Source organism: Pelagerythrobacter marensis, assembly GCF_001028625.1.
Lineage (GTDB): Bacteria > Pseudomonadota > Alphaproteobacteria > Sphingomonadales > Sphingomonadaceae > Pelagerythrobacter > Pelagerythrobacter marensis.
Genome location: NZ_CP011805.1, coordinates 467,204 through 493,049, shown reverse-complemented (window position 1 = coordinate 493,049; position 25,846 = coordinate 467,204). Strand labels below are relative to the sequence as shown.

24 protein-coding genes and 1 tRNA gene are annotated in these 25,846 nt (G+C 67.0%); 11 read left to right on the top strand and 14 right to left on the bottom strand.

The window, feature by feature from the left end; translation table 11 throughout:
• Positions 1-2: 2 nt before the first annotated feature.
• Complete coding sequence (locus AM2010_RS02335) at positions 3-1,217, bottom strand: FAD-dependent oxidoreductase (protein ID WP_047805704.1); 1,215 nt, start codon at positions 1,215-1,217, stop codon at positions 3-5.
• Entirely contained in the window at positions 1,214-2,989 is a 1,776-nt protein-coding gene (gene ggt / locus AM2010_RS02330) for a gamma-glutamyltransferase (RefSeq protein ID WP_236699388.1), read from the bottom strand. Before ggt ends, AM2010_RS02335 begins: the two co-directional genes overlap by 4 nt.
• A gap of 273 nt (positions 2,990-3,262) precedes the next feature.
• Here ggt and AM2010_RS02325 point away from each other — a divergent pair, with 273 nt between their 5' ends.
• Positions 3,263-3,643, top strand: a complete 381-nt coding sequence (locus AM2010_RS02325) for a MerC domain-containing protein (protein ID WP_047805703.1) — start codon at positions 3,263-3,265, stop codon at positions 3,641-3,643.
• A gap of 27 nt (positions 3,644-3,670) precedes the next feature.
• Here the strand turns inward: AM2010_RS02325 and AM2010_RS02320 are convergent, their stop codons facing one another.
• From AM2010_RS02320 to egtB, 3 genes are read right to left on the bottom strand one after another with little or no spacing between them, the layout of a single operon-like run.
• The gene (locus tag AM2010_RS02320) at positions 3,671-4,345 is read right to left on the bottom strand and encodes a retropepsin-like aspartic protease family protein (RefSeq protein ID WP_047807626.1); all 675 of its coding nucleotides are present in this window, start codon (positions 4,343-4,345) and stop codon (positions 3,671-3,673) included.
• A gap of 52 nt (positions 4,346-4,397) precedes the next feature.
• A complete protein-coding gene (gene egtD / locus AM2010_RS02315) occupies positions 4,398-5,384 on the bottom strand; it encodes an L-histidine N(alpha)-methyltransferase (RefSeq protein ID WP_047805702.1) in 987 nt (328 codons plus the stop codon).
• A complete protein-coding gene (gene egtB / locus AM2010_RS02310; RefSeq protein ID WP_047805701.1) occupies positions 5,384-6,658 on the bottom strand; it encodes an ergothioneine biosynthesis protein EgtB in 1,275 nt (424 codons plus the stop codon). The genes egtD and egtB overlap by 1 nt, the downstream gene beginning before the upstream one ends.
• Before the next feature lie 183 nt (positions 6,659-6,841).
• On the opposite strand from egtB, the gene AM2010_RS02305 reads away from it, so the two are divergent.
• The 10 genes from AM2010_RS02305 to AM2010_RS02260 all read left to right on the top strand — a co-directional run bounded on the left by AM2010_RS02305 (position 6,842) and on the right by AM2010_RS02260 (position 15,983).
• Complete coding sequence (locus AM2010_RS02305; RefSeq protein ID WP_047805700.1) at positions 6,842-7,069, top strand: ParD-like family protein; 228 nt, start codon at positions 6,842-6,844, stop codon at positions 7,067-7,069.
• Position 7,070: 1 nt separating this feature from the next.
• A complete protein-coding gene (gene map / locus AM2010_RS02300) occupies positions 7,071-7,832 on the top strand; it encodes a type I methionyl aminopeptidase (RefSeq protein ID WP_047807625.1) in 762 nt (253 codons plus the stop codon).
• Positions 7,833-8,878: 1,046 nt separating this feature from the next.
• Positions 8,879-9,727, top strand: a complete 849-nt coding sequence (locus AM2010_RS02295; RefSeq protein WP_047805699.1) for a sulfurtransferase — start codon at positions 8,879-8,881, stop codon at positions 9,725-9,727.
• Positions 9,724-10,932 (top strand): cystathionine beta-lyase, encoded by a 1,209-nt coding sequence (gene metC, locus AM2010_RS02290; RefSeq protein WP_047805698.1) that lies wholly within the window; start codon positions 9,724-9,726, stop codon positions 10,930-10,932. Before AM2010_RS02295 ends, metC begins: the two co-directional genes overlap by 4 nt.
• Complete coding sequence (locus tag AM2010_RS02285) at positions 10,929-11,981, top strand: mechanosensitive ion channel family protein (RefSeq protein WP_047805697.1); 1,053 nt, start codon at positions 10,929-10,931, stop codon at positions 11,979-11,981. The genes metC and AM2010_RS02285 overlap by 4 nt, the downstream gene beginning before the upstream one ends.
• Positions 11,982-12,080: 99 nt before the next feature.
• A complete protein-coding gene (cobA, locus tag AM2010_RS02280) occupies positions 12,081-12,839 on the top strand; it encodes a uroporphyrinogen-III C-methyltransferase (RefSeq protein WP_047805696.1) in 759 nt (252 codons plus the stop codon).
• Complete coding sequence (locus AM2010_RS02275) at positions 12,836-13,132, top strand: DUF2849 domain-containing protein (RefSeq protein ID WP_047805695.1); 297 nt, start codon at positions 12,836-12,838, stop codon at positions 13,130-13,132. The genes cobA and AM2010_RS02275 overlap by 4 nt, the downstream gene beginning before the upstream one ends.
• The gene (locus AM2010_RS02270; RefSeq protein WP_047805694.1) at positions 13,132-14,766 is read left to right on the top strand and encodes a nitrite/sulfite reductase; all 1,635 of its coding nucleotides are present in this window, start codon (positions 13,132-13,134) and stop codon (positions 14,764-14,766) included. The genes AM2010_RS02275 and AM2010_RS02270 overlap by 1 nt, the downstream gene beginning before the upstream one ends.
• Entirely contained in the window at positions 14,759-15,196 is a 438-nt protein-coding gene (locus AM2010_RS02265; RefSeq protein WP_047805693.1) for a DUF934 domain-containing protein, read from the top strand. Before AM2010_RS02270 ends, AM2010_RS02265 begins: the two co-directional genes overlap by 8 nt.
• Positions 15,189-15,983: a phosphoadenylyl-sulfate reductase gene (locus tag AM2010_RS02260; protein WP_047805692.1), complete on the top strand. Its 795-nt coding sequence runs from the start codon at positions 15,189-15,191 to the stop codon at positions 15,981-15,983. The genes AM2010_RS02265 and AM2010_RS02260 overlap by 8 nt, the downstream gene beginning before the upstream one ends.
• 33 nt (positions 15,984-16,016) lie before the next feature.
• On the opposite strand, the gene AM2010_RS02255 is transcribed toward AM2010_RS02260, so the two are convergent.
• The 9 genes from AM2010_RS02255 to ftsZ all read right to left on the bottom strand — a co-directional run bounded on the left by AM2010_RS02255 (position 16,017) and on the right by ftsZ (position 25,759).
• A complete protein-coding gene (locus tag AM2010_RS02255) occupies positions 16,017-16,925 on the bottom strand; it encodes an NAD-dependent epimerase/dehydratase family protein (protein WP_047805691.1) in 909 nt (302 codons plus the stop codon).
• On the bottom strand, positions 16,925-18,058 hold the full coding sequence (gene proB / locus AM2010_RS02250) for a glutamate 5-kinase (RefSeq protein WP_047805690.1): 1,134 nt from the start codon (positions 18,056-18,058) through the stop codon (positions 16,925-16,927). Before proB ends, AM2010_RS02255 begins: the two co-directional genes overlap by 1 nt.
• A 78-nt stretch (positions 18,059-18,136) precedes the next feature.
• The gene (gene cgtA / locus AM2010_RS02245) at positions 18,137-19,198 is read right to left on the bottom strand and encodes an Obg family GTPase CgtA (protein ID WP_047805689.1); all 1,062 of its coding nucleotides are present in this window, start codon (positions 19,196-19,198) and stop codon (positions 18,137-18,139) included.
• Between the two features lie 125 nt (positions 19,199-19,323).
• A tRNA-Ala gene (locus tag AM2010_RS02240) sits at positions 19,324-19,399 on the bottom strand.
• Positions 19,400-19,504: 105 nt separating this feature from the next.
• Complete coding sequence (locus tag AM2010_RS13650; RefSeq protein ID WP_150115214.1) at positions 19,505-20,548, bottom strand: hypothetical protein; 1,044 nt, start codon at positions 20,546-20,548, stop codon at positions 19,505-19,507.
• Positions 20,549-20,732: 184 nt separating this feature from the next.
• On the bottom strand, positions 20,733-21,476 hold the full coding sequence (locus AM2010_RS02230) for a Bax inhibitor-1/YccA family protein (protein WP_047807623.1): 744 nt from the start codon (positions 21,474-21,476) through the stop codon (positions 20,733-20,735).
• A 112-nt stretch (positions 21,477-21,588) separates the two neighbouring features.
• Positions 21,589-22,095: a type III secretion system chaperone family protein gene (locus tag AM2010_RS02225; protein WP_047805688.1), complete on the bottom strand. Its 507-nt coding sequence runs from the start codon at positions 22,093-22,095 to the stop codon at positions 21,589-21,591.
• Between the two features lie 151 nt (positions 22,096-22,246).
• Entirely contained in the window at positions 22,247-23,977 is a 1,731-nt protein-coding gene (locus AM2010_RS02220) for a tetratricopeptide repeat protein (protein WP_047805687.1), read from the bottom strand.
• Positions 23,978-24,070: 93 nt separating this feature from the next.
• Positions 24,071-25,759 (bottom strand): cell division protein FtsZ, encoded by a 1,689-nt coding sequence (gene ftsZ, locus AM2010_RS02215; protein WP_047805686.1) that lies wholly within the window; start codon positions 25,757-25,759, stop codon positions 24,071-24,073.
• Positions 25,760-25,846 lie beyond the last annotated feature (87 nt).

Here is a 25,846-nt window from a genome sequence, read left to right as displayed (position 1 = left end):
GCTCAGCGCAGGACCAGGCGGGCCAGGCGTTCGGCCGAACCCATCGCGAGGGTCCAGCCGAGCACGCCGTGGCCGAGGTTGTAGGCCAGCCGCGGATGCGGCCGGGCGATGCGCGGCTGCGCATCGGGCGTCATCGGGCGCAGGCCGGTCCAGAAGGCGCTGGCCCGGTCGAAAGCGGCACCGCGCGGCAGCGAACGGCGCGCGCCGTCGACCAGCGCGGCCATGCGCCGCGGATCGACCGCGCGATCGACATTGCCCAGATCGGCCAGCCCGGCCACCCGCACTTGCGCGCCCAGGCGGGTGAAGACGATCTTCGCCTCCACGTCGGTTATGCTGATGCTGGGCGATGCCGGGGCGGCGGGCGCGGTGAACGAATATCCCTTCATCGGCATGATCGGCAGGCGAATGTCGAAAGGCCGCAGCAGCCGTCCGCCTTCGGACCCGGAACAATCGACGATCATGTCGGCGGCCAGTTCCTCCCCATCCTCGCAGATCGCCCGCGCCCGGTCGTCGTCCAGCCGCAGGCGTGCGACGCTGCGCCCGAAGCGCGTATCCGCGCCGAACCGGTCGACCAGCAGATCGCGCATGGCGCAGGCGAAACGATGGGGATCGCCCACCGCTTCTTCCGGCGAATGGAGCACGCCCCTGATCCCGGGCGCCGCGCGTTCCAGCGCAGGCTCCATCAGGAACGCTTCCGAAGGCGCCAGCGCGTGCTGGACGACGCCCGGCCCGGCCTTCATCTCCGCCACCGTGCGGGCAGCGTCCCACGCGCGCTGCGAGCGGTAGACGTGCATCTTGCCCGCCGTGCGATATCCGAAATCGAGCGGATGGGCGTTCGCCAGTTCTTCCATCGCCACCCGCGATTCGAGCGCGAGCTGCAATGTCGCCAGCGTATTGTCGCGAAACCGTTCGCGCGTGCAATTACGCAGGAAGGCGCCGATCCAGCGCAGGTAATCGGGATCGAGCCGGCGGCGCATCCGGAACGCGGGCACCAGCCCCAGCGCCAGCTTGGGCATCTGGGTCAGCAGTGCCGGGCTGGCCAGGGCATCGGTGTAGAGATAGCTGAGCTGCGCGCCATTGGCGTGCGAGGTTTCCATCCCCGGCTCCTCGTGCCGCTCCACCAGGGTCACGGCTACGCCCCGGCGCGCAAGGGCATAGGCGGTCGAAACCCCGACGACGCCCGCGCCGACCACGATTGCGGATTGTGGCACGGTCATCGCGGCGTTGTCGCTTCCAGCCGCTGGACCGTGCCGTCGCGGCGCGGATCGGCCCCGCCGGCAAAGCCGCCTTCGCCATCGGCGAAGATCGCGTGAAGCCCCGATTCCTCGCCGCTACCGGGGCGAACGGTCACCCCGCGCGCGGCCAGCGCGGCGCGCACGGCGGGGGAGAACTTGTCCGCCTCCCCCCGGAAGGCATCGCCGCGCGCGACGAGGTTGGGCAGCGCAATCGCCTTTTCCGGGGACAGGCCCCAGTCGACCATGCCGACGATCGTCTTGGCGACATAGGCGATGATCGCGTTGCCGCCGGGGGAGCCGAGCGCGGCGACGACCCGCCCGTCCTGATCGAGCACGATGGTCGGCGACATCGACGACCGCGGCCGCTTGCCCCCCGCGACGGCGTTGGCCGCCGGGCGCCCCTCTTCATCGACCGGTGCGAAGGAGAAGTCGGTCAACTGATTGTTGAGGAAGAACCCGGCGACCGCGCGGCCGGACCCGAAATAGGATTCGACCGTCGTCGTCATCGACACGATGTTCCCATCGGTGTCGGCGATCACGAAGTGGGAAGTGCCCGTCGGCTCGCGCGTGGAATCGCGGCCGCGGGCCTGCTGCGTCAGCGCGCCCGCTTCCGGTGCGGGCATCGCGCTCTGCCCGATCAGCGCGCGGCGCGCGGCGAGATATTCGCGATCGAGCATGGCATCGACCGGCACGCGCACGAAGGCCGGATCGCCGACGTAGCGATCGCGGTCGGCATAGGCGAGGCGGCTGGCCTCGGCGAAGAGGAACCAGGCCTGCGGATCGCCCGGCCCGCGCGCGGCAATGTCCGTCCCTTCCAGCAGGCCCAGGATCTGCAGCACCGCGACCCCGCTCGACGGCGGCGGCGGAACGCAGACGCGGTAGAGGCGATAGGGTCGGCAAACCGGTTCGACCTTCTCCGCGCGGTAGCTTTCCAGATCGGCGCGGGTCATCGTGCCTGCCAGCGGGCCCTCGCCCGTGCGCCCGACAATCGCGCCGGCGGTCCGTTCGCTGCGATAGAACGCCCCGGCCCCGCCCCCGGCGATCAGCGCCAGGGTTTCGGCATAGGCGGGGTTGGCGAAGCGATCGCCTTCGCGCAGCAGCCGCCCGCTCGCATCGCTGAACGTGGCGCGCACGTCGGGCGCGGCGGACTGCGGGTAATCGCCGTGGACATAACGCTCGGTCCGTCCGGTCAGCGGATAGCCTTCGCGTGCAAGAGCGATCGTTTCGCGGAAGGCATCGGCCCAGGGCAGGCGGCCGTGGTCGGCATGGGCCATTTCCAGCATTGCCAGAACGCCGGGAACACCGCTCGCGCGGCCGCCCAGCATGGCCTCACTGCGCGGCAGGGGGCTGCCGTCTTCGCCCAGCAGCATGTCGGCCTGCGCGCCGGCAGGGGCCTTCTCGCGCCCGTTGTAGGCGGTGACCGCGCCGCTCTGCGCATCGTAATGGAGCAGGAAAGCGCCCCCGCCGATGCCCGAGCTTTGCGGTTCGACCAGCCCCAGCATCGCCTGGACCGCGATGGCGGCGTCGATCGCGCTGCCCCCGCGCTCGATCACCGCGATCCCGGCGCGGGTCGCCTCGGGGTGCGCGGCGACCACCACGGCCTCGCGCTCGGCCTTCGGGTCGGCAAAGGACGCGGGCGCCTGCGCGATCGGCGGCGATCCGGCGCAGGCCGCAAGAACGCTGGCGGCAAGCGCTGCCAGTGCGGCGCTGCACAGGTGGTGCGGGCGATGAAAGGGGCTGTGTCGTTGGATCAAGGTTCTACTCGCTTCAGGGCCGTGAACCCTAGGCGACTGGGTGAAGCGAGGCCCATGAGTGACCCTTTCGCGAGCCATAGACGAAAGCTATTCGCTCCCGTCCGGCAGGGATATGCGACCAGAAGCGGACGGATTTCCGCGCCTTGCCCACCGCATTTGCGAAACCCTCTTGCGACCTGAACAATGATACATTATATCATTATCACTTCCCGCCTGCCGTCCCCGCGTCGTGAGCCGCCCGCCGGCACGAACGCATTGCCATGAGAGAAAAGGATGCCCGCAATTTCCCGACGTCAGCGCCTGCTCGACGGGCTCGCCATCGGCGCTTCCGCCGTGTGCCTGGTCCACTGCCTGCTGCTTCCCGCGCTGCTGGTTCTGCTGCCGACGCTGGGCGCCTGGCTCGCCTTTCCCGAAAGTTTTCATGTCTGGGCGCTGGCTTTCGCCTTTCCGGCGAGCGTTTTCGCGCTGGCGGGCGGCTATCGCCGCCATCGCCGCACGCGCCCGGTGGCGATCGCGCTCGTTGGCCTGGCGCTGCTGGCGCTGGGTGCATTCATCGCACCGGACGAGCTGATCGAAACCGTTCTGACCGTCCCCGGCGCTATTGCGCTCGCCATCGGTCATGCGCTCAACTGGCGAATGGCGCGCCACGCCTGATCGCAGCGGCCCGGTCCCAACCCCCAGCTAGCGCGCGAATTCGACCGTCGGCTGCGGGTTGTTGGGCACGAGAATCAACGTGTTATCCTCCACCCGCCACGATTTCAGGCGCGAGAGCAGGTTCATCCCGACCACGCTGGTGTCGCCCAGATTGGGCGCGATCACGGCGTCGAGCCCGCGTGCCGCGACATTGCCGAAGCGCATTTCCTCGATCGTTGCGATGCGGGCGGAAATCGTGCCGTTGGCAGTGTTCAGCCGCACCGGAATGCCGCCCGGTCGCGGCTCCAGCCCGATCCGTTCGGCCACGGTGGAGGACACAGCGGTCAACGTCGCACCGGTATCGACCATGAAGGCGACCGGTTCTCCATTCACGTCGGCGCGGAGCCAGAAATGCCCGTCCGGCGCCAGGGGGATGCGCGTTTCCGCCCCCTCCACGACCTGTTCGGGCAGGCCCATCTGCGGCACCGCCAGCTCTATCCGCGGGTCGAAGCGCGATAGCTGCAAGACCAGCATGACCATGATGCCGACCAGCGCCAGCGTGCTCAGCCGCCGGATGAACACGCCCAGCGCAAGGTTGCGCCGGGCCATGATCGAGCCAGCCCAGCCGGCCAGCAGCGCGGCGACCGTCGCCATCAGCAGGCCCGAACGCGGGATGTCCGCGATCACGCCGGCAACCGAATTGAGGAGCGAATTGAGGTCCACGTTCGGGATATAGGGACTATCGCGGCGCGGTTCCATGCGCCGCTGCGCCGCGTCAGGGCGCGCTGCGTGCGATCGTCGCTTCGGCCAGGATCAGCGAGAAGCGCCCCTGCGAATCCTTCCACCGCCGCACCGGCGTCCATTCGCCCGCCAGCAGCAAGGCATTGGCGCTGCGGCGCGAGAACTTGTGGCTGTTTTCGGTATGGATCGTTTCGCCCTGCGCGAGGGAAAAGCTTTCGCCCGCCACGGTAAAGGCCAGGTCGCGCTGCGCCTCTAGGTGCATTTCGACCCGCGCGAAATCGTCGTTCCAGCGCGCTACATGGCGCAAGCCGTCGACCGGGATCGTCCCGTCCAGCTCGCGATTTATTCTTCGAGCTAAGTTGAGGTTGAACTGTGCGGTGACCCCCGCTGCATCGTCGTATGCCGCCTTCAGCACGGCCGGGTCCTTGATCAGGTCCATCCCGATCAGCAGCTTCGAATCCGGCCCCAGCGTCGCGCGCATCGTGCGCAGCAGGTTGACCGCTGTGCGCGGGACCATGTTGCCGATCGTCGATCCGGGGAAGAACCCCAGCTTGGGGTCCCCCTCCACCGCGTCGGGCAGCGCGACCTTGCGCATGAAATCCGCCTCCACCGGATAGACCGGCAGGCCGGGGAACTTGGCGGCGAGATCGGCCGCCGCCGCGCGCAGGAAATCGCCGGCAATGTCGAGCGGGACGTAAGCCGCCGGTGCGATCGCTTCCAGCAGCAGCGGTGTCTTGACCGAACTGCCGCTGCCGAATTCCACCACCGCGCGGCTCGGCCCGATCTCGGCTGCGAACTCCGCGCCGCTGCCGCGCAGGATCTCCGTCTCCGCGCGGGTCGGATAATATTCCTCCAGCCGGGTGATATCCTCGAACAGCTCGGACCCGGCATCGTCGTAAAGCCAGCGCGCGGGGATCGCCTTCTGCGGCTGGCGCAACCCCTCCAGCACGTCGCCGCGAAAGGCGCGGTCCACCCCGTCGCTATCGAGATCGACCAGCGACAAACCCGGATCGGCAGCCATCAGATATCCTTTGCAAGCCGCAGGCCGGTGAACTGCCAGCGCTGGTGCGGGTAGAAGAAATTGCGGTAACTGGCGCGCGAATGGCCACGCACCGTGGCGCAGCTCGCGCCTTTCAGCACGAACTGGCCGGACATGAACTTGCCATTGTATTCGCCCACCGCCCCCTCGCACGGCGCGAAGCGGGGATAGGGGAGATAGGCCGAGCGGGTGAACTGCCAGCAATCGCCGAACAGGGCATCGCTGCCCCCGGGCAGCGGCGGCCCGCCCCAATCATCGGGATGATCGAGCTGGTTGCCGCCTGCCGGATCGTGCGCCGGTGCGGTTTCAACGTGCTGCCCGCGCGCGATCGCTTCCCATTCGAACTCGGTCGGCAGGCGCGCGCCCGCCCAGGTCGCGAAAGCATCGGCCTCGTAATAGGAAATATGGGTGACGGGCGCGGCGGGGTCGCGATCCTGCCAGCCGCAGTGGGTGAAGGCCCGGCCTTCGTGCCAGTAGAGCGGCGCGGAAATGCCGTGCTCGTTCACCCAGGCCCAGCCGTCGGACAGCCACAGCCGCGCATCGCGATAGCCGCCATCGGCGATGAAGGCATCCCACTCGGCATTGGTCACCAGCCGCCGGGCCAGGGCAAAGGGTTCGAGCAGGACGCGGTGGCGCGGCCCCTCGTTGTCGAAAGCGAACCCTTCGCCGTCGTGGCCAATCAGCGCGATGCCGCCCGGATGACTGTGCCAGCCGTCCGCGGCCTCGCCCTGCCCTTCGCCCGCACGGGCCGCGCGATCCCACATCGCGGGGCCGAGCGGGTTCTGGAACAGCGCGTGCTTGATATCGGTCAGCAGGAGTTCCTGATGCTGCTGCTCGTGCGCGATCCCCAGCGCGATCATCCCGGCGCAGTCCGGATCGTCCAGCAGCGGGGCCATCGCCGCATCGACATGGTCGCGCCACTGGCAGATCTCGGCCACGGTCGGGCGCGACAGCATTCCCCGGCTGAACCGCCCGATCCGCGCGCCTTCGGCTTCGTAATAGGAATTGAACAGGAAGGGCCAGTCTTCGCGATAGAGGCGATAATCGGCGCAATGGTCACGCAGGAGGAAGGTTTCCCAGAACCAGGTCGTGTGCGCCAGATGCCACTTGGCGGGCGAGGCGTCTTCCATCGACTGGATCGTCGCATCGGCGTCGGACAGCGGATCGGCAAGCGCGGCCGTCAGCCGGCGTGTGCGGCGAAATTCGCCGGCCAGGTCCGCCCCTTGCGGAACGCGGACGGCTTCGGGCTGGGGCACGGAACTCTCCTCTCGCTTCCAGTCCGTAACGATGATGGCGCAATTGGGTTGCAAAATAAAGAGACCGGGCGGGCAGGTAATTGAACCGGAGCGGCGGTTTTGGCGGGCCTCGCCATGTCTGAATTGACAGGACCTATATATGAAACGTATCTGAACCGTATATTTGCCGGAAGAAGGACATTCATGGGACTCGTCAAAATCGATGAAGCGCTGCACGAGCAGATACGTGCCGCCAGCGCGGTAATGTGCCGGTCCATCAATGCTCAGGCCGAATTCTGGATGAAGATCGGCCGGCTTGCAGAGGCGAACCCGACCCTTTCGTTCAACGATATCGTCAGGCAGCAACTGGCCGCCGCTGGCGAGAATGGCGACGACGACCGCGACGACGACGACAGCCGCCTGGTCGCCTGACATGGTGAAAACGGCAGAGGAAATCGCCCTGATGCGTATTTCGGGCCGCCTGCTCGGCTCGGTGTTCGAGATGCTCGATACGCTCGATCTTGCTGGCATGTCGACGATGCAGATCAACGACATTGTCGAGCGGTTCATTCGCGACGATCTTGCCGCGCGCCCTGCCAGCCAGGGGCAATATGGCTTCGAATATGTCCTGAACAGTTCGATCAACGAAGTCGTCTGTCACGGCGTGCCGTCGACCGCGGACATCGTTGGCGAAGGCGATATCATCAATCTCGATATCACACTGGAAAAGAACGGTTTTATCGCCGATTCCAGCAAGACCTATATCGTCGGCGAAGCGTCTCCGCAGGCAAGGAAGGTGGTGGCGGTTGCGCGCGGGGCGATGTGGGCCGGCATCCGCAAGGTCCGGCCGGGGGCGAGTCTTGGCGATGTCGGTTTCGCGATCGAGAAACATGCCAAAAAACACGGCTGCTCGGTGGTCAAGGAATACTGCGGCCACGGCATCGGGCGCGAAATGCACGAGGAGCCGCAAGTCCTCAATTTCGGGCGCCCCGGCCGGGGGCTGCGACTGCGCGAGGGGATGACCTTCACCATCGAACCGATGGTCAACCTCGGCTCGCGCAGCACCGTCACGCGAGAAGACGGCTGGACGGTCGTTACCCGGGACGGAAAACTCTCCGCCCAGTTCGAACATACCGTCGCCGTGACATCCAACGGGGTCGAAGTCCTGACGTTGAGACAGGACGAGACGGTTTAGGATTACCCCGCCTGAGGCCCGCAAGCCGCCGCCCCCGCGCAGGCGGGGGCCTCAGGCCGCTGGCGCTGCGGTAGGTAGCCTGAGACCCCCGCCTGCGCGGGGGATCGGTGCCGCGGGGACATTGGCACATTTGGCTTGACATTTATAACCGTTTTGGTTATGTGGTGAAGGCCAGTCCACACTGGCTCAAGCGACGGGGTCGAAGCGTGTACGCGTCACGTCTGGCCGCTTCGTCCATACGGCCGGTGCCTCGGGGAGCTAGTGACCTTCTAGAGAAAGCACCCTGTGCCGGGATGCGAGGAGTTTTGGAACGGCATGTTCGTTTGTCGCGGTGGCCCTCAACACCGCGAACGACAGGGACCCGAGTTCCAGACGGATTGGGTGAGCGCGAGCCCTGGCCCTCTTCCGTGCCTTGCATCCCTCTTAGGGCTGTGCGGCAGGTTGTGCGTAACCCCTTCCGCCACTCGCGACGATGTTACCAAGGCAACCCTGTGACGCCCAGGTGGCAATCCTGTGATGCCCAGGCGGCACCGGCCGATTCCGTCCGCTTGCCCTCCCGGCGCAACCGTCCGCACTCGCCAGCGGATGATCGGGTGTGGGCTGGCCCTGACCGCCCCGCCGCGAGTTCCTGCGAAAGCAGGAACCCCGACACAGCCTCAGCGCCCGCCATCATGGACCCCTGCTTTCGCAGGGGATCACTACCCGCGAAAACTGCCTGCCCCCTCCGATCCCCCGCGCAGGCGGGGGTCTCGGGGCTATCGGGCACAGCGCCTGCGGCTTGAGGCCCCCGCCTCCGCGGGGGGAGCAAGTGTGGGCAGCATGATGCTCTACCCGTCATGCTGAACTTGATTCAGCATCCATTGTGCCGCCCAGCACCCACAGCGCGGGAGGAGGAATGGGCTCTGAAACACGTTCAGGGTGACGGTGGTTCACCGATGCCAGCTTCCCCGCCCCTCAACCACCGCTTGCGGCCCGAGCGCCCCTGCGTGAGGACCGAGCAGCCTTGCCCCTCGACGGCGCGGGTCGCCGTCGCTACCCGTTTGCGCATGGACATTCTCGTTTCGACCGGCTGGCTGGCGGCGAACCTCGGTTCGGTGGTCGTGCTCGACGCCAGCAAGCATTTGCCCGGTGCCGGGCGCGATGCCGGGGCGGAGTTTGCGCAAGGCCACATTCCCGGCGCGCGCTTCCTCGATCTTGCGACATTTCAGGATGATACCTCTCCCATAGCCGCGGCGGTGCCTCGCGCCGACCAATTTGCCCAGCGCCTTGCCACCCTGGGCATCGGCGCGGATAGGCCGGTCGTGCTTTACGATGACAGCGCCTTGCGCAGCGCGGCCCGCGCCTGGTTCATTTTTCGCCTGTTCGAATGGGGCAATGTCGCGATCCTCGATGGCGGACTGGGCCAGTGGAAGGCAGAGGGGCGACCGCTGGAAACCGGCGAAGCCCCGCCCTGCCCCTCCGCCCCGCAGCCGGACGCGACCGCGCCTGACCCGGCCATGCTCAGGACCAGGGCCGATATGCTCGCCAACCTGCAAAGCCGCCGCGATCAGGTGGTGGACGCTCGGGATGCGGCCCGGTTCGCGGGCGAAACGATGGATGCGGTCCACGGCCTGCCCGGCGGGCATATCCCCGGCGCGCGCAACCTGCATTTCCGCGCGCTGCTGAACGACGACGGCACTTTCAAATCCCCCAGCGACCTGCGCGCCGCCTTCGCCGCGGCGGGCGTCGATCTGGACCGGCCGGTCGCGACGACCTGCGGCAGCGGCGTGACGGCGGCGGTTGTCCTGTTCGCGCTCGCCCTGTTGGGCAAGGGCGACATCGCGCTATACGATGGCAGCTGGAGCGAATGGGGCGCCGACCCCGATACGCCCAAGGAAACGGGAGCGGCCGAGTGAATTCCGACGGGGGGCCGAAAGGCACCAATACACAACTGACCGCCGCCGGACGGCGTGCGGAGTGGACCGGCCCGGTGGTCAACCCGCCCGTCTGGCGGGCGAGCACCCATCTCTATCCCGATACCGCGGCGTTGAAGGATGGCGGCGCGGCGAACGAGGATGGGCGGTTCTTCTACGGCCGCCGCGGCGCGCCGACCCAATGGGCCCTGGCCGATGCGCTGACGGCGATCGAGCCCGGTGCGGCCGGCACGGTGCTCTATCCCAGCGGTGTTGCCGCGATTGCCGGCGCGCTGCTGGCCGTTCTCAAGCCGGGTGATGTCCTGCTGGTGACCGACAACGCTTACGAACCGAGCCGGGTCATGGCCAACGGCCTGCTCCACCGGCTGGGGGTGGAGGCGCGCTTCTTCGATCCGCTCGACATCGATGGTTTTGCGGATCGCTTCTGCGACCGGACGAAAGCGGTCCTGCTGGAAAACCCCGGCAGCCTGACGATGGAAGTCTGCGACGTTCCCGCGCTGGCCGCCATGGCCCGCGAGAAGGGCGCGGTCAGCCTGATCGACAACACCTGGGCCTCCCCCATCGGTTTCCCCGCGCTCGAACGCGGATGCGACATTTCGATCATGAGCCTGACCAAACATGTTGGCGGCCATTCCGACCTGTTGATGGGTGCGGCAAGCGGGGGCGATCGCTGGTATCGCCGCCTGCGCCAGACCGCGCAGGCGCTGGGCCAGGTCGTCTCGCCCGACGATGCCGCGCTGGCCCTGCGTGGGTTGCGCACGATGGGCCTGCGGCTCGAACGGACGAGCGCCACGGCCCTGGCGCTGGCCGAATGGCTGGCGGATCGGCCAGAAGTCGCCCACGTGCTCTGCCCCATGCACCCCGGTTCGCCCGGCCACGATCTGTGGCGGCGCGACTTTTCCGGCGGCTGCGGGCTGTTCAGCGTGATTTTCGCGGCTGACGACGCCCGGATGGCCGAACGCTTCGTCGATGGCCTTTCGCTGTTCGGGATCGGCTTCAGCTGGGGCGGGTACGAAAGCCTGGCCCTGCCGATCGACCCGGCCGCCATCCGCACCGCCACATCCTGGCCGCCGGCCCACTGGGACCCGGCCCACCGCTGCGGTGTGCGCCTTTCGATCGGTCTGGAAGATCCCGCCGACCTGATCGAGGATCTCGCCCGCGGACTCGCCCAGATGGAGCAGAAATGACCACCCCGACCGTAACCCCGCCAGCCGACAGCACGCCCCCGCCTTCGCCCGCCCCCTCGCCCACGCCGACGCCGGGGATCGAGGAGCCGGTGGTCGGCGCCGAATCGTTGAAAGACACGGTGGCCGAACACAGCATCACCGTGGGCGAGATCGTCGAACGGCTGGACGCGCTGGGCTTCACCATCGGCGATACGCGTTTTTCGGTCTGGAGCGGGCTGGTCGTCCTGATGGTGATCGCCGCCGTCTATCTGCTCGCACGGGTCGGCGTATGGATCGCGCGCGGGGCGATCAAGCGCGTATCGCGGTTCGATGCGACGCAGCGGCTGCTGACCGAAAAGGTCGTGTCCCTCGCCATCTGGGCCGTCGCGATCCTGATCGGGATCGACATTCTGGGCATCGATCTGACCGCGCTGGCGGTGTTTTCCGGTGCCTTCGGCCTCGCCATCGGGTTCGGCCTGCAAAAGACATTCGGCAACCTGATTGCCGGGATCATCCTGCTGACCGACCGGTCGATCAAGCCGGGCGACGTGATCGCCGTGGCCGACATGGCGGGCAACGAAAGCTTCGGCCAGATCCGCAAGATCGGCATCCGCGCGATTTCGATCATCACCCGCGACCGCAAGGAATACCTCATTCCGAACGAGAACCTGATGGTGAACCAGGTCGAAAACTGGTCCTACTCGTCACGCGATGTGCGGGTGAAGGCGCCGGTGGGCGTGGCCTATGGCAGCGATATCGATCTGGTGGAAAAGCTGCTGCTGGAAGCGACGATCGGCACCCCGCGCGTGCTCGAATGGCCCGAGCCCGCCGTTCGGCTGATGGAATTCGGCGACAATTCGATCAACTTCCAGGTCCGGTTCTGGATCAGCGACCCGGAAGAAGGGGTGAACAACGTCCGGTCCGACGTGTTCAAGAATATCTGGCGCAAGTTCCAGCAGCACAACGTGGAAATCCCCTTCCCGCAGCGCGATCTCAACCTGCGTGGAAACGAACAGCTGGAACAGCTTATCGCCGCGGTCTCACAAAGGGTCGAAAAGCGCGAAAGCTAGGCTTGCGGTGCCGCTATCGCGGCTATCAAAACCAATCCTAGCTGCACTGACATGCATTCTCGTTGGCGCAGGCGGCCGGCCCGGCGCATCTTGCGCTGCATGGATACTGTCGGAACCGTATATCTTGTCGGCGCGGGCCCGGGCGACCCGGACCTGTTGACGCTGCGCGCCGCACGCCTGTTGCAGGGCGCCGAAATCGTGGTCCACGATGGGCTGGTCGATCCCGCCGTACTCGCCCTCGCCCCCCAGTCCGCGCGGCTGGTTTCGGTCGCAAAGCGCCGCGCCCGCCACACTTTGCCGCAAGACGCGATCTGCGATCTGCTGGTGCGCGAGGCGCGCAAGGGGCGCGACGTCGTGCGGCTGAAGGGCGGCGATCCGTTTATCTTCGGCCGCGGTGGGGAAGAAGCGGAAGCCTGCCGCGCCGCCGGCATTCCGGTGCAGGTCGTGCCCGGGATCAGCGCCGCCAACGGCGCCGCCGCCGCAAGCCAGATCGCCCTGACCCACCGCGACGCCGCCAGCGTCGTCAGCTTCGTCGCAGGCCAGTGCAAGGGGCTTTCGGAACAGGACTGGGCCGGCCTGGCAGGCAAGGGCCGGACGCTGGTGATCTACATGGGCGTCAAGACCGCGCCGCAGATTGCGGAAAAGCTGATGGCCGATGGCCTCGCCCCCGACATGCCGCTGGCCGTGATCGAGAACGCCTGCCGCGCCGAAATGCGCGTGCTGCGCGGTCCGCTGGCCGCCCTGCCCGATCTGGTCGCACGCGAACGGGTGCAAAGCCCGGCACTGATCGTGATCGGCGAAGTCGCCGCGCGCGGCGATGCACACGTGGCCGCACTGGCGGCGGAGGCGGCGCGATGAACATCGTAACCGGAAACGACCTGAAGACCGGCGCCGTCGTGTGGTGGACCGGGGTCGACTGGTCGATCCACGTCGAAGACGCGATCGACGCGGGCGAGCAGGCGGAAGACATCGCCCTGCGCGAAGAGGCCGCCCGCCGCGTCAACGCCCCTTACGTGATCGTGGGCGAGAAGACCGCCGACGGCGTCCGGCCCGCCCATATCAAGGACCGCATCCGCGCGCTCGGCCCCACCGTTCGCCCGGACCTTACGCTCAAACCCGCCGACCCCACTGCCGGCAACTGGGTGATCTGATGTATAAATACGATCAATACGACCAGGCCATGGTCGATGCCCGCGTCGCCGAATTCCGCGACCAGGTGCGCCGCCGTGTCGAAGGCAAGCTGAGCGAAGACCAGTTCAAGCCGCTGCGGCTGATGAACGGCCTCTACCTCCAGCTCCACGCCTATATGCTGCGGGTTGCCGTGCCCTACGGCACGCTCAACGGGCAACAGATGCGCGCGCTGGCCGATATCGCGGACAAGTACGACCGCGGATATGGCCATTTCACCACGCGCCAGAACATCCAGTACAACTGGATCAAGCTGGAAGATGCAGGCGACATTCTGGCCGATCTGGCCAAAGTGGAAATGCACGCCATCCAGACCAGCGGCAACTGCATCCGCAATATCAGTTCGGACCATTTCGCCGGCGCCACGGCGGACGAGCTGATCGACCCGCGCCCTTATGCCGAGCTGCTGCGCCAATGGTCGAGCTTCCACCCCGAATTCCTTGCCCTGCCGCGCAAGTTCAAGATCGCGGTGATCGCGAGCGAGGCGGACCGCGCAGCGATGAAGCTGCACGATATCGGCATCCGCATCGTGAAGAACGACGCGGGCGAGCTGGGCGCTGCGTTCTATGTCGGTGGCGGCATGGGCCGCACGCCGATGATCGCACCGTGCATCCGCGAATTTCTGCCGCTGGATCAGCTGGTGACATATTCGGAAGCGTGCCTGCGGGTTTACAACCGCTACGGCCGCCGCGACAACAAGTTCAAGGCACGGATCAAGATCCTGGTCCACGAACTCGGCGCGGAAGAATATACCCGCCAGGTGGAGGAGGAATTCGCTCACCTTCTGGCCCAGGATATCGAACCGCCGATGGCGGAGCTGGAACGGATCAAGGGCTATTTCGCCGATCCGCCGTTCGAACAGGGCCTGCCTGATACGGTCGACCGCACGGACCCCGATTTCGCCCTCTGGGTCGATCGCAACTGCGTGGCGCACAAGGCCCCGGGCTATGTGTCCGCCGTCATCAGCCTGAAGCCGGTGGGCGGCATTCCGGGTGATGCCAGCGCCGACCAGATGCGCCTGATCGCCGATCTGGCCGAGCAGTACAGTTTCGACGAACTGCGCGTGATGCACACGCAGAACATCGTCCTGCCCCATGTGCGCAAGGCCGACCTGCACGCCCTGTGGAGCGCGCTGGACGAAGCCAGCCTGTCGACCCCCAACCTCGATCAGGTGGACGACATCATCGCCTGCCCCGGGCTCGATTACTGCAGCCTCGCCAATGCCCGTTCGATCCCCGTGGCGCAGAAGATTTCCGAACGCTTCGCCGCCAGCGGCAAGGGCGATACGCTGGGCGAGCTGAAGCTCAAGATTTCCGGCTGCATCAATGCCTGCGGCCACCACCACGCGGGCCACATCGGCATTCTGGGCGTCGACCGGAAGGGCGTCGAAAACTACCAGTTGCTGCTGGGCGGCAGCGAGGCGGACGATACCTCGCTCGGCAAGATCACCGGCCCGGGTTTCGACGAGGCGGGAATCGTCGACGCGGTGGAAAAGGCCACCGACGTCTATCTCGCCCAGCGTCAGGACGGGGAACGTTTCCTCGACACTTATCGCCGGATCGGCATGGAACCGTTCAAGGAGGCGCTCTATGGCTGAGCTGCTGCGTTTTCGCGATGACGAGACGGTCGATCATCCGGCGGTGACCGTCGATGCCTTCCTCGACCAGTCGAACGCCGCCGCCGTGCGGATCGAGCCGGGCGACGATGCCCGCGCGCTGATCCCGCATATCGATCAGATCCGCCTGGTCGAAGTGAACTTCCCCGCCTTCACCGACGGGCGCGGCTATTCCGCCGCCCGCCTGTTGCGCGAGGCCGGCTATACCGGCGAAATGCGCGCGGTGGGCGACGTGCTGGTCGATCAGCTTTCGGCCATGCGCCGGTGCGGGTTCGATTCCTTCGCACCCGATCGCCCCTTCGATCCCGCCGATGCCGAGGCCGCGCTTCAACGCTGGCCGCAGGTGTACCAGCCGGCTGCGGACGCCCGCGTGCCGATCTGGAAGCTGCGCCACGGGGCCGACAATGGCTGATGCCGATCCGATCCGCCTGCGCGACCGGATCGAAACCGGCCCGCGCTTCAGCGATGCCGATGCGATCCGGCTGAACCGCATGTTCCGCGGCGCCGATACCGCCGAAATGCTGCGCGCGGTAATCAGTGACGGGCTGGTCGGAAACCTTGCCACGGTTTCGAGCTTCGGCGCGGAAAGCGCGGTCCTGCTTCACCTTATCGCCCGGATCGATCCGTCGCTGCCGGTCCTGTTCCTCGAAACGGGCAAGCACTTTCCCGAAACGCTGGCCTATCGCGACCAGATCGTGGAGCGGTTCGGCCTGACCGGGCTGGTCAACCTGCGCCCCGATCCGGAGCTGCTCGCCAAGCGTGACGAGAGCGGGCTGCGCTGGTCTTACGATCCCGATGGCTGCTGCGAAATCCGCAAGGTTCTGCCGCTGGCCGCCGCGCTGGCCGATTACGATGCGACGCTGACCGGGCGCAAGGCGTTCCAGTCGGCCACGCGCGCCAACCTGCCCCGGTTCGAAGTCGACACCTCCGACGCGCAGGGCCGGCTCAAGATCAACCCGCTGATCGACTGGAGCGCGGATGATCTCTCGGCCTATATCGCCGAGCACGATCTGCCCCCGCATCCGCTGGTGGCCGAAGGCTATCCCTCGATCGGATGCAGCCCCTGCACGCACAAGGTCGCGCCGGGCGAAGATCCGCGTTCGGGCCGGTGGAAAGGCTGGGACAAGACCGAATGCGGCATTCACACGCCGCTGACCCCCGATGGCGAACTGCCGCCGGGATTCGATCCCGCGTTCTGAATCTTTCAGCTGGACCGAAGCGGCAAGGCGATCTTACAGCCAGCCATTGTCGCGATACCACTGCGCGGTCGCTGCCAGCCCCTCTCGCGTCGGAAGGCGCGGCTGCCACACGCTGGCGGGCACCGCACGGTCGGGATCGGCAACCCAGTCGGGATGGCACATGTAGCCGACCCGGTCGGGGGTCAGGCGCGCATTGCCCCGCCGGATGGCGCAATCGATCCGCGATGCCCAGTCGAGCACCCCGCGCGGCAGGTGCGGCACCCACGGGCGCCGGCCAACCGCGGCACCGATAGCCAGCGCCAAGTCGCGGTGCGACCAGCCATTGCGCTGGCCATCGTCCGGTTCGAACACGGCCCCGCTGACCCTCTCCCCGCCGGAAACGAGCGCGAGCAGCAGCTCGGCCAGGTCGGTCACATGGATCATGGAGGCGCGCCCCGCCGGCGGCATCGGCAGGACCCCGCGGCGCGCGGCGCGGAACAGTTCGAACATGTCGCGGTCGCGCGGGCCGTAAACCGCCGGCGGGCGCACCGTTGTCCAGTCCAGTCCGCTCGCCGCCACGACTTTTTCCGCCCGCGCTTTCGACGCGCCGTAAGCCGACAGATCGGGCCGGCGCGCGGCGAGCGAGGACACGAAGACGAAGCGCCGCACACCGGCGGCCTTGGCCGCTTCGATCAGGGCGAGCGTTCCGGCGACATTGGCCGCCTCGAACTCTGTCGGGACCAGCGTGCTGGTCAGCCCGGCAATATGGATCACCGCCTCCGCCCCATCGACCAGCCGCGCGAGCGCGTCGCGGTCCGACAGGCTGCCGCCGACCCATTCGATCCCCGGCCGCGCGCCATCGGGCACCTTGCGGGCAAGTGCGCGTGCCGTCAGGCCGGTACGCGCCACTGCGTCCAGCGTCGCCTGCCCGACGAAGCCGGTGCCGCCTGTCAGCGCCAACATCACAGCATCACCATATGGTCGCGGTGGACCACCGCTGCGCGCGGGGCATAGCCGAGCACCCGCGCATGGTCCGCGCTGCGCAGCCCCTTCAGCGCATGGCATTCGGCCGCGCCGTATTCGGCCAGCCCGCGGGCGATTGCCGCACCGGCAGGGTCGCGGATCGCGACCAGATCGCCGCGTTCGAATGCTCCCTCCACCGCAGTGATCCCGGCGGCGAGCAGACTGCCGCCTTGCGCCAGCGCCGCGGCGCAGCCCACATCGACCACCAGCGCGCCCCGGTCGCGCAGCCGCCCGCCCAGCCACGCCTTGCGCGCGCCGTCGCGGCGGCGCGGCAGGAAGACCGTCCCCACCCCGCCTTCCAGCGCCCGGCCGATAGGCGCGCGATGCGTGCCATTGACGATGGCGAGCGCAATCCCGGCGCGCTCGGCGATTTCGGCGGCCTGCAGCTTCGATGTCATTCCGCCCGATCCCAGGCCGGAAGCGGACCCGCCATCGGCCATTGCGCGAACCGCATCGTCGATCCCGTCGACTACCGGAACCAGTCGCGCCCCGGCCTCGCGCGGGTTGCGATCGAACAGGCCATCGACATCGGAAAGCAGCAGGACCGCATCCGCTCGCACGGCCTGCGCCACGCGCGCGGCCAGCCGGTCGTTGTCGCCGAAGCGGATTTCCTGCGTCGCGACGCTGTCGTTCTCGTTCACGACCGGCACTGCACCGCTTTCCAGCAGGCGCGCCAGGGTCGACGATGCGTTGAGATAGCGCCGGCGATCCTCCAGATCGTCCAGCGTCAGCAGAAGCTGAGCCGCAGTCAGCCCGCGTGCGGCGAGCTTTTCCGACCACAGCGATGCCAGCGCGATCTGGCCAACGGACGCAGCGGCTTGCGCGTCGGCCAGACTGCCCCGCCCGCCCCGTTCCAGCCCAAGGCGGGCCGCCCCCAGCGCGATGGCGCCCGAACTGACCACAACGACCTCGCGCCCGGCGGCGCGAAAGTCCGCGATCTCTCCGGCGATGGATTCCAGCCATTCCGCACGCGGGCAGCCTGCCCCGTCGACCAGCAGAGAGGAGCCGATCTTGAGCACGATCCGCCGGGCAGCAGCCGGATCGATCAGGTCGTGGAGGGCAGCGATGACCATGGCGCGCGCTTAGCTCAGCCGTTTCGGCCCGTCATCCACAACGTGATCGCACAGCGCGGGAACGGTGGGCACGAACGCTTAACCGAGCGGAGACCAGTCCTCGTTCCCTTCGGAAATGTCCTCGATCTCCGCGCCCTTGGTTTCGGTCGTGGTATTGTCGGGCAGATAGCCGAGCACGGCATCCATCAGGGCATCGACCCCGGCACCCGTCGCGCCCGACACGCCGAACACTTCGGCTGCCCCCGCTTCGCGCAGTTCTTTCGCAAAGCCGTCGACCAGTTCGGCGTCGGCCAGGTCAACCTTATTGAGCGCGATCAGCTGCGGCTTGTCCGCCAGCCCTTCGCCATAAGCGGCGAGTTCGCTCCGCACCGTCTGCATCGCGGCGGCCGGGTCGTGCCCCGAAATGTCGATCAGATGGATCAGCACGCGGCAGCGTTCGATATGACCCAGGAACCGGTCGCCGATCCCCGCCCCTTCTGCCGCGCCCGCGATCAGGCCGGGAATGTCCGCCAGCACGAATTCGCGCCCCTTGTGGCGCACGACGCCGAGCTTAGGCACCAGCGTGGTGAAGGCATAGTCGCCCACTTTGGCCCGGGCATTGGTCACCTGATTGATGAACGTGCTCTTCCCGGCGTTGGGCAGGCCCAGCAGGCCGACATCGGCGAGCAGCTTCAGCCGCAGCCAGACCCACATTTCCTGCCCCTCTTCGCCCGGCTGATGCTGGCGCGGCGCGCGGTTGGTGCTGGTCTTGTAACTGGCGTTGCCCCGGCCGCCCATGCCCCCTTCCAGGAACACGAGGCGCTGCCCGACTTCGGTGAAATCGGCCAGCACGTCTTCCTTGTCTTCCGACAGGACCTGCGTGCCGACCGGCACGGGGATCACCAGATCCGGCGCGCCCGCGCCGGTGCGATCTTTCCCCATGCCATGCGCACCGCGCTGGGCCTTGAAATGCTGGGCATACCGGAAATCGATCAGGGTATTGAGGCCGGCGACCGCTTCGAACACGATATCGCCCCCGCGACCGCCATTGCCGCCATCGGGGCCGCCATATTCAATGTATTTCTCGCGCCGGAAGCTGACCGCACCCGGCCCGCCCGCCCCGGACTTGAGGAATATCTTTGCCTGGTCGAGGAAATGCATATCAGTTCAGCCTTAAGCGCCGGCGGGGCCGCGCCCCCTTTGGCTATCCTCGCGCGTTCGGCCGCAAAAGCAAGCGCGCAGCCAGCGCCGCGATCCTGAACCGAATTTTCGCCACGGCGGGTGCCTGGTGGAGCCGAGGGGAATCGAACCCCTGACCTCGTCATTGCGAACGACGCGCTCTCCCAACTGAGCTACGGCCCCGTTCCAGGTCTGCTTGCGGGCGCTTGTCGGCCCGGCGAGCGCGCCCCTTAGCGAAAGCGGGGCGGGCTGCAAAGGGCAAATTGGCCCGGGCCGCTGCGCCGTGCGCTAGCGGCCGCCGTTGTCGTCGTCGCTGCCCCCCTCGGCCTCGGGCGTCGGGGTCAGCACGATGGAAGGCGCACTGGCGGGCTCTGCCGGAGCGGTCCCGGTGTTGAGCGTGGTGCCGAAACCGGGTTGCGGGGCAGGCGCTTCGCCCTGAACGACTTCGCCCTGAACGACCGGCTGCGATACGGCCTGGACCGGTTGCTCGGCGGTCAGCGTCGCGGTGCTTTCGATCGACTGGACCGAGCCTGTAACCTGACCCGAAACCTGATCGGTCGCAGATTCCGCCGGCGGCTGTGCGGCGAGGCTGGGCGAAGGTTCGAAAGTCGGAATGGCCTGAACCGTCTCGCCTTCCGCCCCCTCGTGCGTGGCGACGAGCGATGCGGTTCCATCGCTTGCCCCGCCCCACGAATTCACCCCCGGCTGCGCCGGAGCATATTCGGCATTCCACGACGCGAGCGAGGTGCGATAGTTTTCGTAAGAGCGGTAGAAATTCTCGAACACAGCCTCCAGCACCGGCAGGCTGCGCATCGCGAAGCTATCGAAGTTTTCCGGCTCTACCAGCAGCGATTCCCGCGCGATCTGCTGCGAAGCGTCGCAAAATTCGTCGAGCGCCGGCGGAAGCGCGAAGTAGTTGTAGACCTGCGTCATATAGCGGTCGTAGGCCGCCTGCCCTTCCGAACCGTAGCTTTCGCGATATTCGGCCAGGAGATTGCGGTTGGTCTTCTTCAGCGTCTTCTCCCCCCGGTCGAGGAGAGACTTGTAGGCCGGCAGAATCTCCGCATGTTCCGCCTCCAGACAATTGAGCGCCGCGACGTTCAACGCCGAACGGACATTCCAGAGCATCTGCGCGCTCGAAATGCCGTAATTCACCGTCCGCCGAATACCGTCGGGGCCGACAGGGGGCACGAACATGGCGCCCGTCGCGCCGCCCGGTGGGGTCGGCTTGGGCGGGATGACCTTCACCGGCGGCGGTGGCGGTGGGGGCGGCGGGGGTGGCGGCGGAGTGGCGCACCCGGCCAGCATTGCCACGCCGCCAGCTATCGCCATCAGTTGAATCCGACCCCTGGTCAGTCCGAACATTGTAATTCTTCCTCCTTCGCCCGGGCACCACGATCGCCCATCGCAGATTGCGCCAGCATTAAGCGCGCGACCCTAGTCGCTGAAAGAGGCAAAGAAAATGCCCGAGACGCATGGAGCGCCCCGGGCACGATAGAACGAGTCCTGTGTGCGATTATTCGCGATTTCCGAGAAATTGCAGCAGGAACATGAACATATTGATGAAATCGAGATAGAGGCTCAGCGCGCCGAGAATGATCGCCTTACCGGCCCACTCGGTCCCGCGGACCTGGAAATACTGGGTCTTGAGCCGCTGCGTATCGTAAGCCGTCAGGCCGGCGAAAATCAGCACGCCCAGCCCGCCGACTGCGTAATGCAGCGCAGGCGACTGCAGCCACCAGTTGAGCAGGCTGGCGATGATTAGGCCAACCACGCCCATGATCAGGAAGCTGCCCCAGCCGCTGAGGTCCTTCTTCGTGGTGTAACCCCACAGGCTAAGCCCGGCGAAGGCCGCAGCCGTGGCGAAGAACGTCACCGCGATCGACGGGCCGGTATAGACCACGAAGACCGAAGACAGCGAAAGACCCATCAGCAACGCGAAGGCCCAGAACAGCGCCTGCAGCGTGGTCTTGCCGAACCGATTGGCGCCGAAGCTCATCGCGAATACGATCGCCAGCGGCGAAAGCGCGACGATCCAGCGCATCGGACCGGAAAAGAGATCGTAAGCCAGCCCGCTCATGAACGTGAGCAGCGCCACGATCCCGGTCAGCAGGACGCCCGAGGTCATGTAGTTGTAGATCGACAGCATGTGCTGCCGCAGACCCGCGTCGAAGGTCTCGCCGGTGGCGACCTGGCCGCGGTAGGCGGGGGAGGCGCCGAATCCCGTCTGAGACCGGCGGGGTTCGTTCCAATCAGCCATTGTAATCAGCTCTCCATTATCGGCGACGGAATAGCCGCCGATCACCGATGTAATATCGCCTGCGCAGCCCGTTATTTCAAGTGATCACTGCATCCGGCGCACCGGCGCGCCCTCAGGCTTCGCCCGCCGCGTCGATCAGGGCAGCCGCCAGCGCATCGCGGGGCGACTTGTCGCTCCACAATACGAACTGGAATGCGGGATAGAACCGGTCGCATTCGTCGACCGCCGTTTCGACCAGCGCCTGCGCCTGATCGAGGCTGAGCAGGCCATCGTCACCCAGCATCACGCCGTGGCGATAGACGAGCATGTCGCCTTGCGACCAGATATCGAAATGGCCGAGCCAGAGCTGTTCGTTGACCAGCGCCAGCAGCTCGTAGGCATCGCGCAGCTTTTCGCGCGGCAGGCGGATATCCGGCAGGCTGATCAATTGCAGCACGCGGTCTTCGCGCCGCCATACGCCGCGAAGCTGATAATTCCCCCAGCTCCCCTGAATCTCCCCGAGAATCTCTTCCTCGGACAGCGACTGGCACGGCCACCCCCGTGCTTCGAACAGCGCGGCGAGCATGTCCACTGGCGCGGCATCGTCGTCCACCTGCATGCTTTTCGCGACTGTTCCCATTACCGTTAAATCCTGGTTAGCATTTACAATGCGCTGGATGCAGCGAGACGGGGCGCGGTTGCAATCGCGGAACCGACGGCTGTTGGGGAGAACCGCACAAGCCTGTTCAAAGCTTGTGTAAAAGCTGGGAACAACGCCCCACCGGCAGGCCTCAGAGCGCGGAGACTTCCTGGCCTTCGTCGCTCGTGAACGGGAAGCTGTCGAGCCCCGCCTCACGCAGCCGGGTCACGGCTTCCGATGCGGCCTTCGCGCTTGGGAACGGGCCGGCGAGCAGGCGGTTCGCTTCCCCCCAGGGCGTGGTCATCGGCTTGAAATCGCCCAGAATTTCGGGGGCCTTGCGTGCGATCCGACGCCAGTCGAACTTGAACGCTGCGAGATCGCGGCCAGTCGCCACCTGCACCCAGAAGCGTTGCGGATGGGCCGGCGGCGCTGGCTCTGCCGGTGGTGCGGGCGGGTCCTCGCGCACTTCGCGCGGCGGCTCGATAGCGGTGATATCGACCGCATCGGCAGAGCGCGGCGTGGATGCCCCCGGCGGCAGCGTGAACCCGGCAAAGGCATCGGCGACGCTGGCCGGGGCGGTCGGCGTCGACGTCGGCGGCGCGGCGGGCGTAGTTGTCGCAGGTGTCGGCACGCTCGGCGCATTGTCCGTCACGCTCGATGCCGACACCGCCGCCAGATCGAAACCCGGTGCCACGGAAGACGTGCGGTCGATCAGGGCCGACGATGATGGCGGCGGGGCTTCGGTGGGCGCAGCAAGCTGCTGCACGACGGGTTGCGAGACCATTGCTTGCGCCGGCATTGCCTGTGCCTCCACGGCTTGCGGCGGTGTCTCGTCCGCCGGCGCCGGGGGTTCGGGCGGCAGCTCCTGCGCGGCGGGCGGCGGCGGCGGTGAATTGTGCCTCGGCGCACGGGGCCCGGGCACTTCGGCCACGTCCCTCGATCGCGTCCGGCGACGGCCCTGGCGCGGATTTTCCGCAGCGCCGCGCCTCTCATCGGCCGCCGTGCGCCGGCCCAGCGGCTCCCCGCGCGGTTCCAGCCGCGAATCGGCGCGCGTAGCCGGGGGCGCGCTCCGCGGCGAATAAGCGGCGACGCGCGGATCGTCCCGCCCGATCTGGGCCGCCCGCGGAAACATGCCGAGATTGGCCGCCGCGGCCTGCTGCGCCTTCGTCAGCCGGCCCATATATTGCAGATAGGGGGCGATTCGCGCCGAGAGATCGCGCGGCATCACGGCCTCGGCAATGGCGACCGCTTCGTCTTCCTCGCCCAGGATCGCAAGGCCGAAGGCCCGCGCGCGAAAGGCGGCGAAATCCTTACGCTCCAGCAAGGGATAGAGAGTGCGTTCGAACCCCTCGCGATCGCCCGCAATCGCCATGCTGATCGCCAGACGGCGCACGGTTTCGTCATCGTCGCCGCTGGCCAGGGCCTGGCGATACTGGCCCTGCGCAGCCTCGGCATCGCCGACCAGATCATAGGCCAGGCCGCGCTCGCTCGCGAAGGCGCGGGTCGATACGCCGGCGCGTTCCGCCTCTTCGAACAGGCGAAGCGCCTCCAGCGGGCGCTCCGACCGCACGAAAGTGCCGGCGAGACCGAGCTTTATCCGCGGATTTTCGGGCGAAAGTTCCTGTGCGCGACCGAAGAAGCCGATCGCAGCATCGATATCGTTGAGTTCGAGCGAGGCGTTCCCCGCATCGACCAAGGCATCGACATCGCGCGAATCGCGCGCCAGCCTTTGCAGCGCACTGGTAAGGTCGCCGACCCCGCGCGATGGCAGCGGCTGGACGACGGCACGCGAAACCGCCTCCCCCTCTTGCGCCACGGCAGAGCCGCCGCAACCCAGGGCAGCCAGCGCACCGATCAGGACAGGGACAGAAGTGTTTCGCATTACCGAAACGGCGACATAGCCCCTGGCGGGGCCGGTTGATAGGCCCCGCGTCGGGGTGACGGTCGAGCCGTGGCGCAGCAACGCCGGGCGGCGTTACTGGTTGTTCTGCCGCCCCAGGAAGCGCGGGATATTGAGAGAGCCACCCTCGTCGCCATCGCTGTCGTCTTCGTCGCGCGGCTGCGGCTTGCCATTCTTGTCGGCCGAACCGCGCGAGAGGTTGGCCATCCGCTCGAACAGGGTCGATCCCCCGCTCGAAGCGCCTTCTTCGCCGGAAACCAGGCCACGCCTGCGGGCGGCGCCGACGCGGGGCTGCACCGGGCGATCGTCTTCGGCGAGGCGGTCAGCATCCAGCAGAAGCTCATCCTGCTTCGCCGCCTGTTCGCGGTCGGACTGGCCGGAGCCGAGATCGAGCGGCGCCTTGTTTCCACGCGCTTCGCCCCCCGAATCAGATCCGGCATCGCGGCCGAAGCCACCGTCTTCACCGACCACGGCGTGATCCGAATCGTCCGCAGGATCGGTCGCGCCTTCCCCGGATTCGGCGCCTTGCCGCGCCTCGGCAATTTCGTTGCGCAAGCCGGCGAGCGGATCGACGATGTCGTCCCCCTCCTCGTCGGCCTCGCCTTCGTCGTCGAAACCCTGTTCGACCGATGTGTCCCGCGATCCGCCGGGCTGACTGAAATCGGTGGCGGGCGGCGTTGCCGATCCGCTCTCGCCATCGTCGTATTCGTCTTCGCTGGGAAGTTCGAGCACGGGGCGCTTGGGCGCGCGCGAACCGGCAAGCGACATCGACCGGTTTTCCGGCGCGGCGGCCTCCGCACTGGTATCGATGCCGGTCGCAACGACCGATACGCGAATCTTGCCCTCAAGCTCCGCGTTAAAGGCCGAGCCCCAGATGATATTCGCGTCTTCGTCCACCAGTTCGCGGATGTGGTTGGCGGCCTCGTCCACTTCCAGCAGCTTCATGTCTTCGCCGCCAATGATCGAGATGATGACGCCCTTGGCGCCCTGCATCGAAACACCGTCGAGCAGCGGGTTCGCGATTGCGCGTTCGGCCGCTTCCAGCGCGCGATTTTCGCCTTCGCCCTCGCCCGTGCCCATCATGGCCTTGCCCGCTTCCTGCATGACCGATTCGATATCGGCGAAATCCAGGTTGATGAGGCCCGGCATCACCATCAGGTCGGTGATCGAACGAACGCCCTGCTGAAGCACTTCGTCGGCAAGCTGGAACGCTTCCTTGAAGGTCGTTTCCGCCTTCGCGATCAGAAACAGGTTCTGATTCGGGATGACGATCAGCGTATCGACATGCTTTTGCAGCTCGATGATGCCGGATTCGGCGGAGCGCATGCGCCGCGTCCCTTCGAACAGGAACGGCTTGGTCACCACGCCTACGGTCAGCACACCCTTGCGACGTGCTGCCTCGGCGATGACCGGTGCGGCACCCGTGCCGGTGCCCCCGCCCATGCCCGCGGCGATGAAGCACATGTTCGCGCCATCCAGCGCTTCCTCGATCTCCGCGGCGGTTTCTTCCGCCGCAGCCTTGCCCACTTCCGCACGGGCACCGGCACCCAGGCCGCCGGTAATATCCGGCCCGAGCTGGATTCGCGTCGGCGCGGTAGAATTGGAAAGAGCCTGCGCGTCGGTGTTGGCGACGATGAATTCGACCCCTTCGATCTTCGCCGCCATCATGTTGGCAATGGCATTGCCGCCGGCACCACCGACGCCGATCACCGCAATGCGGGGGCGCGGATCGTCAGATGCTGCGGGGCCGATATTAATGCTCATGGGGTGTCGCTCCAAGGGGTGGTATGCGCGTCGGTTACTGACCACACAGTCTGGCACAAAGCGAATCCGGGGTGCATAGGAAGCAAC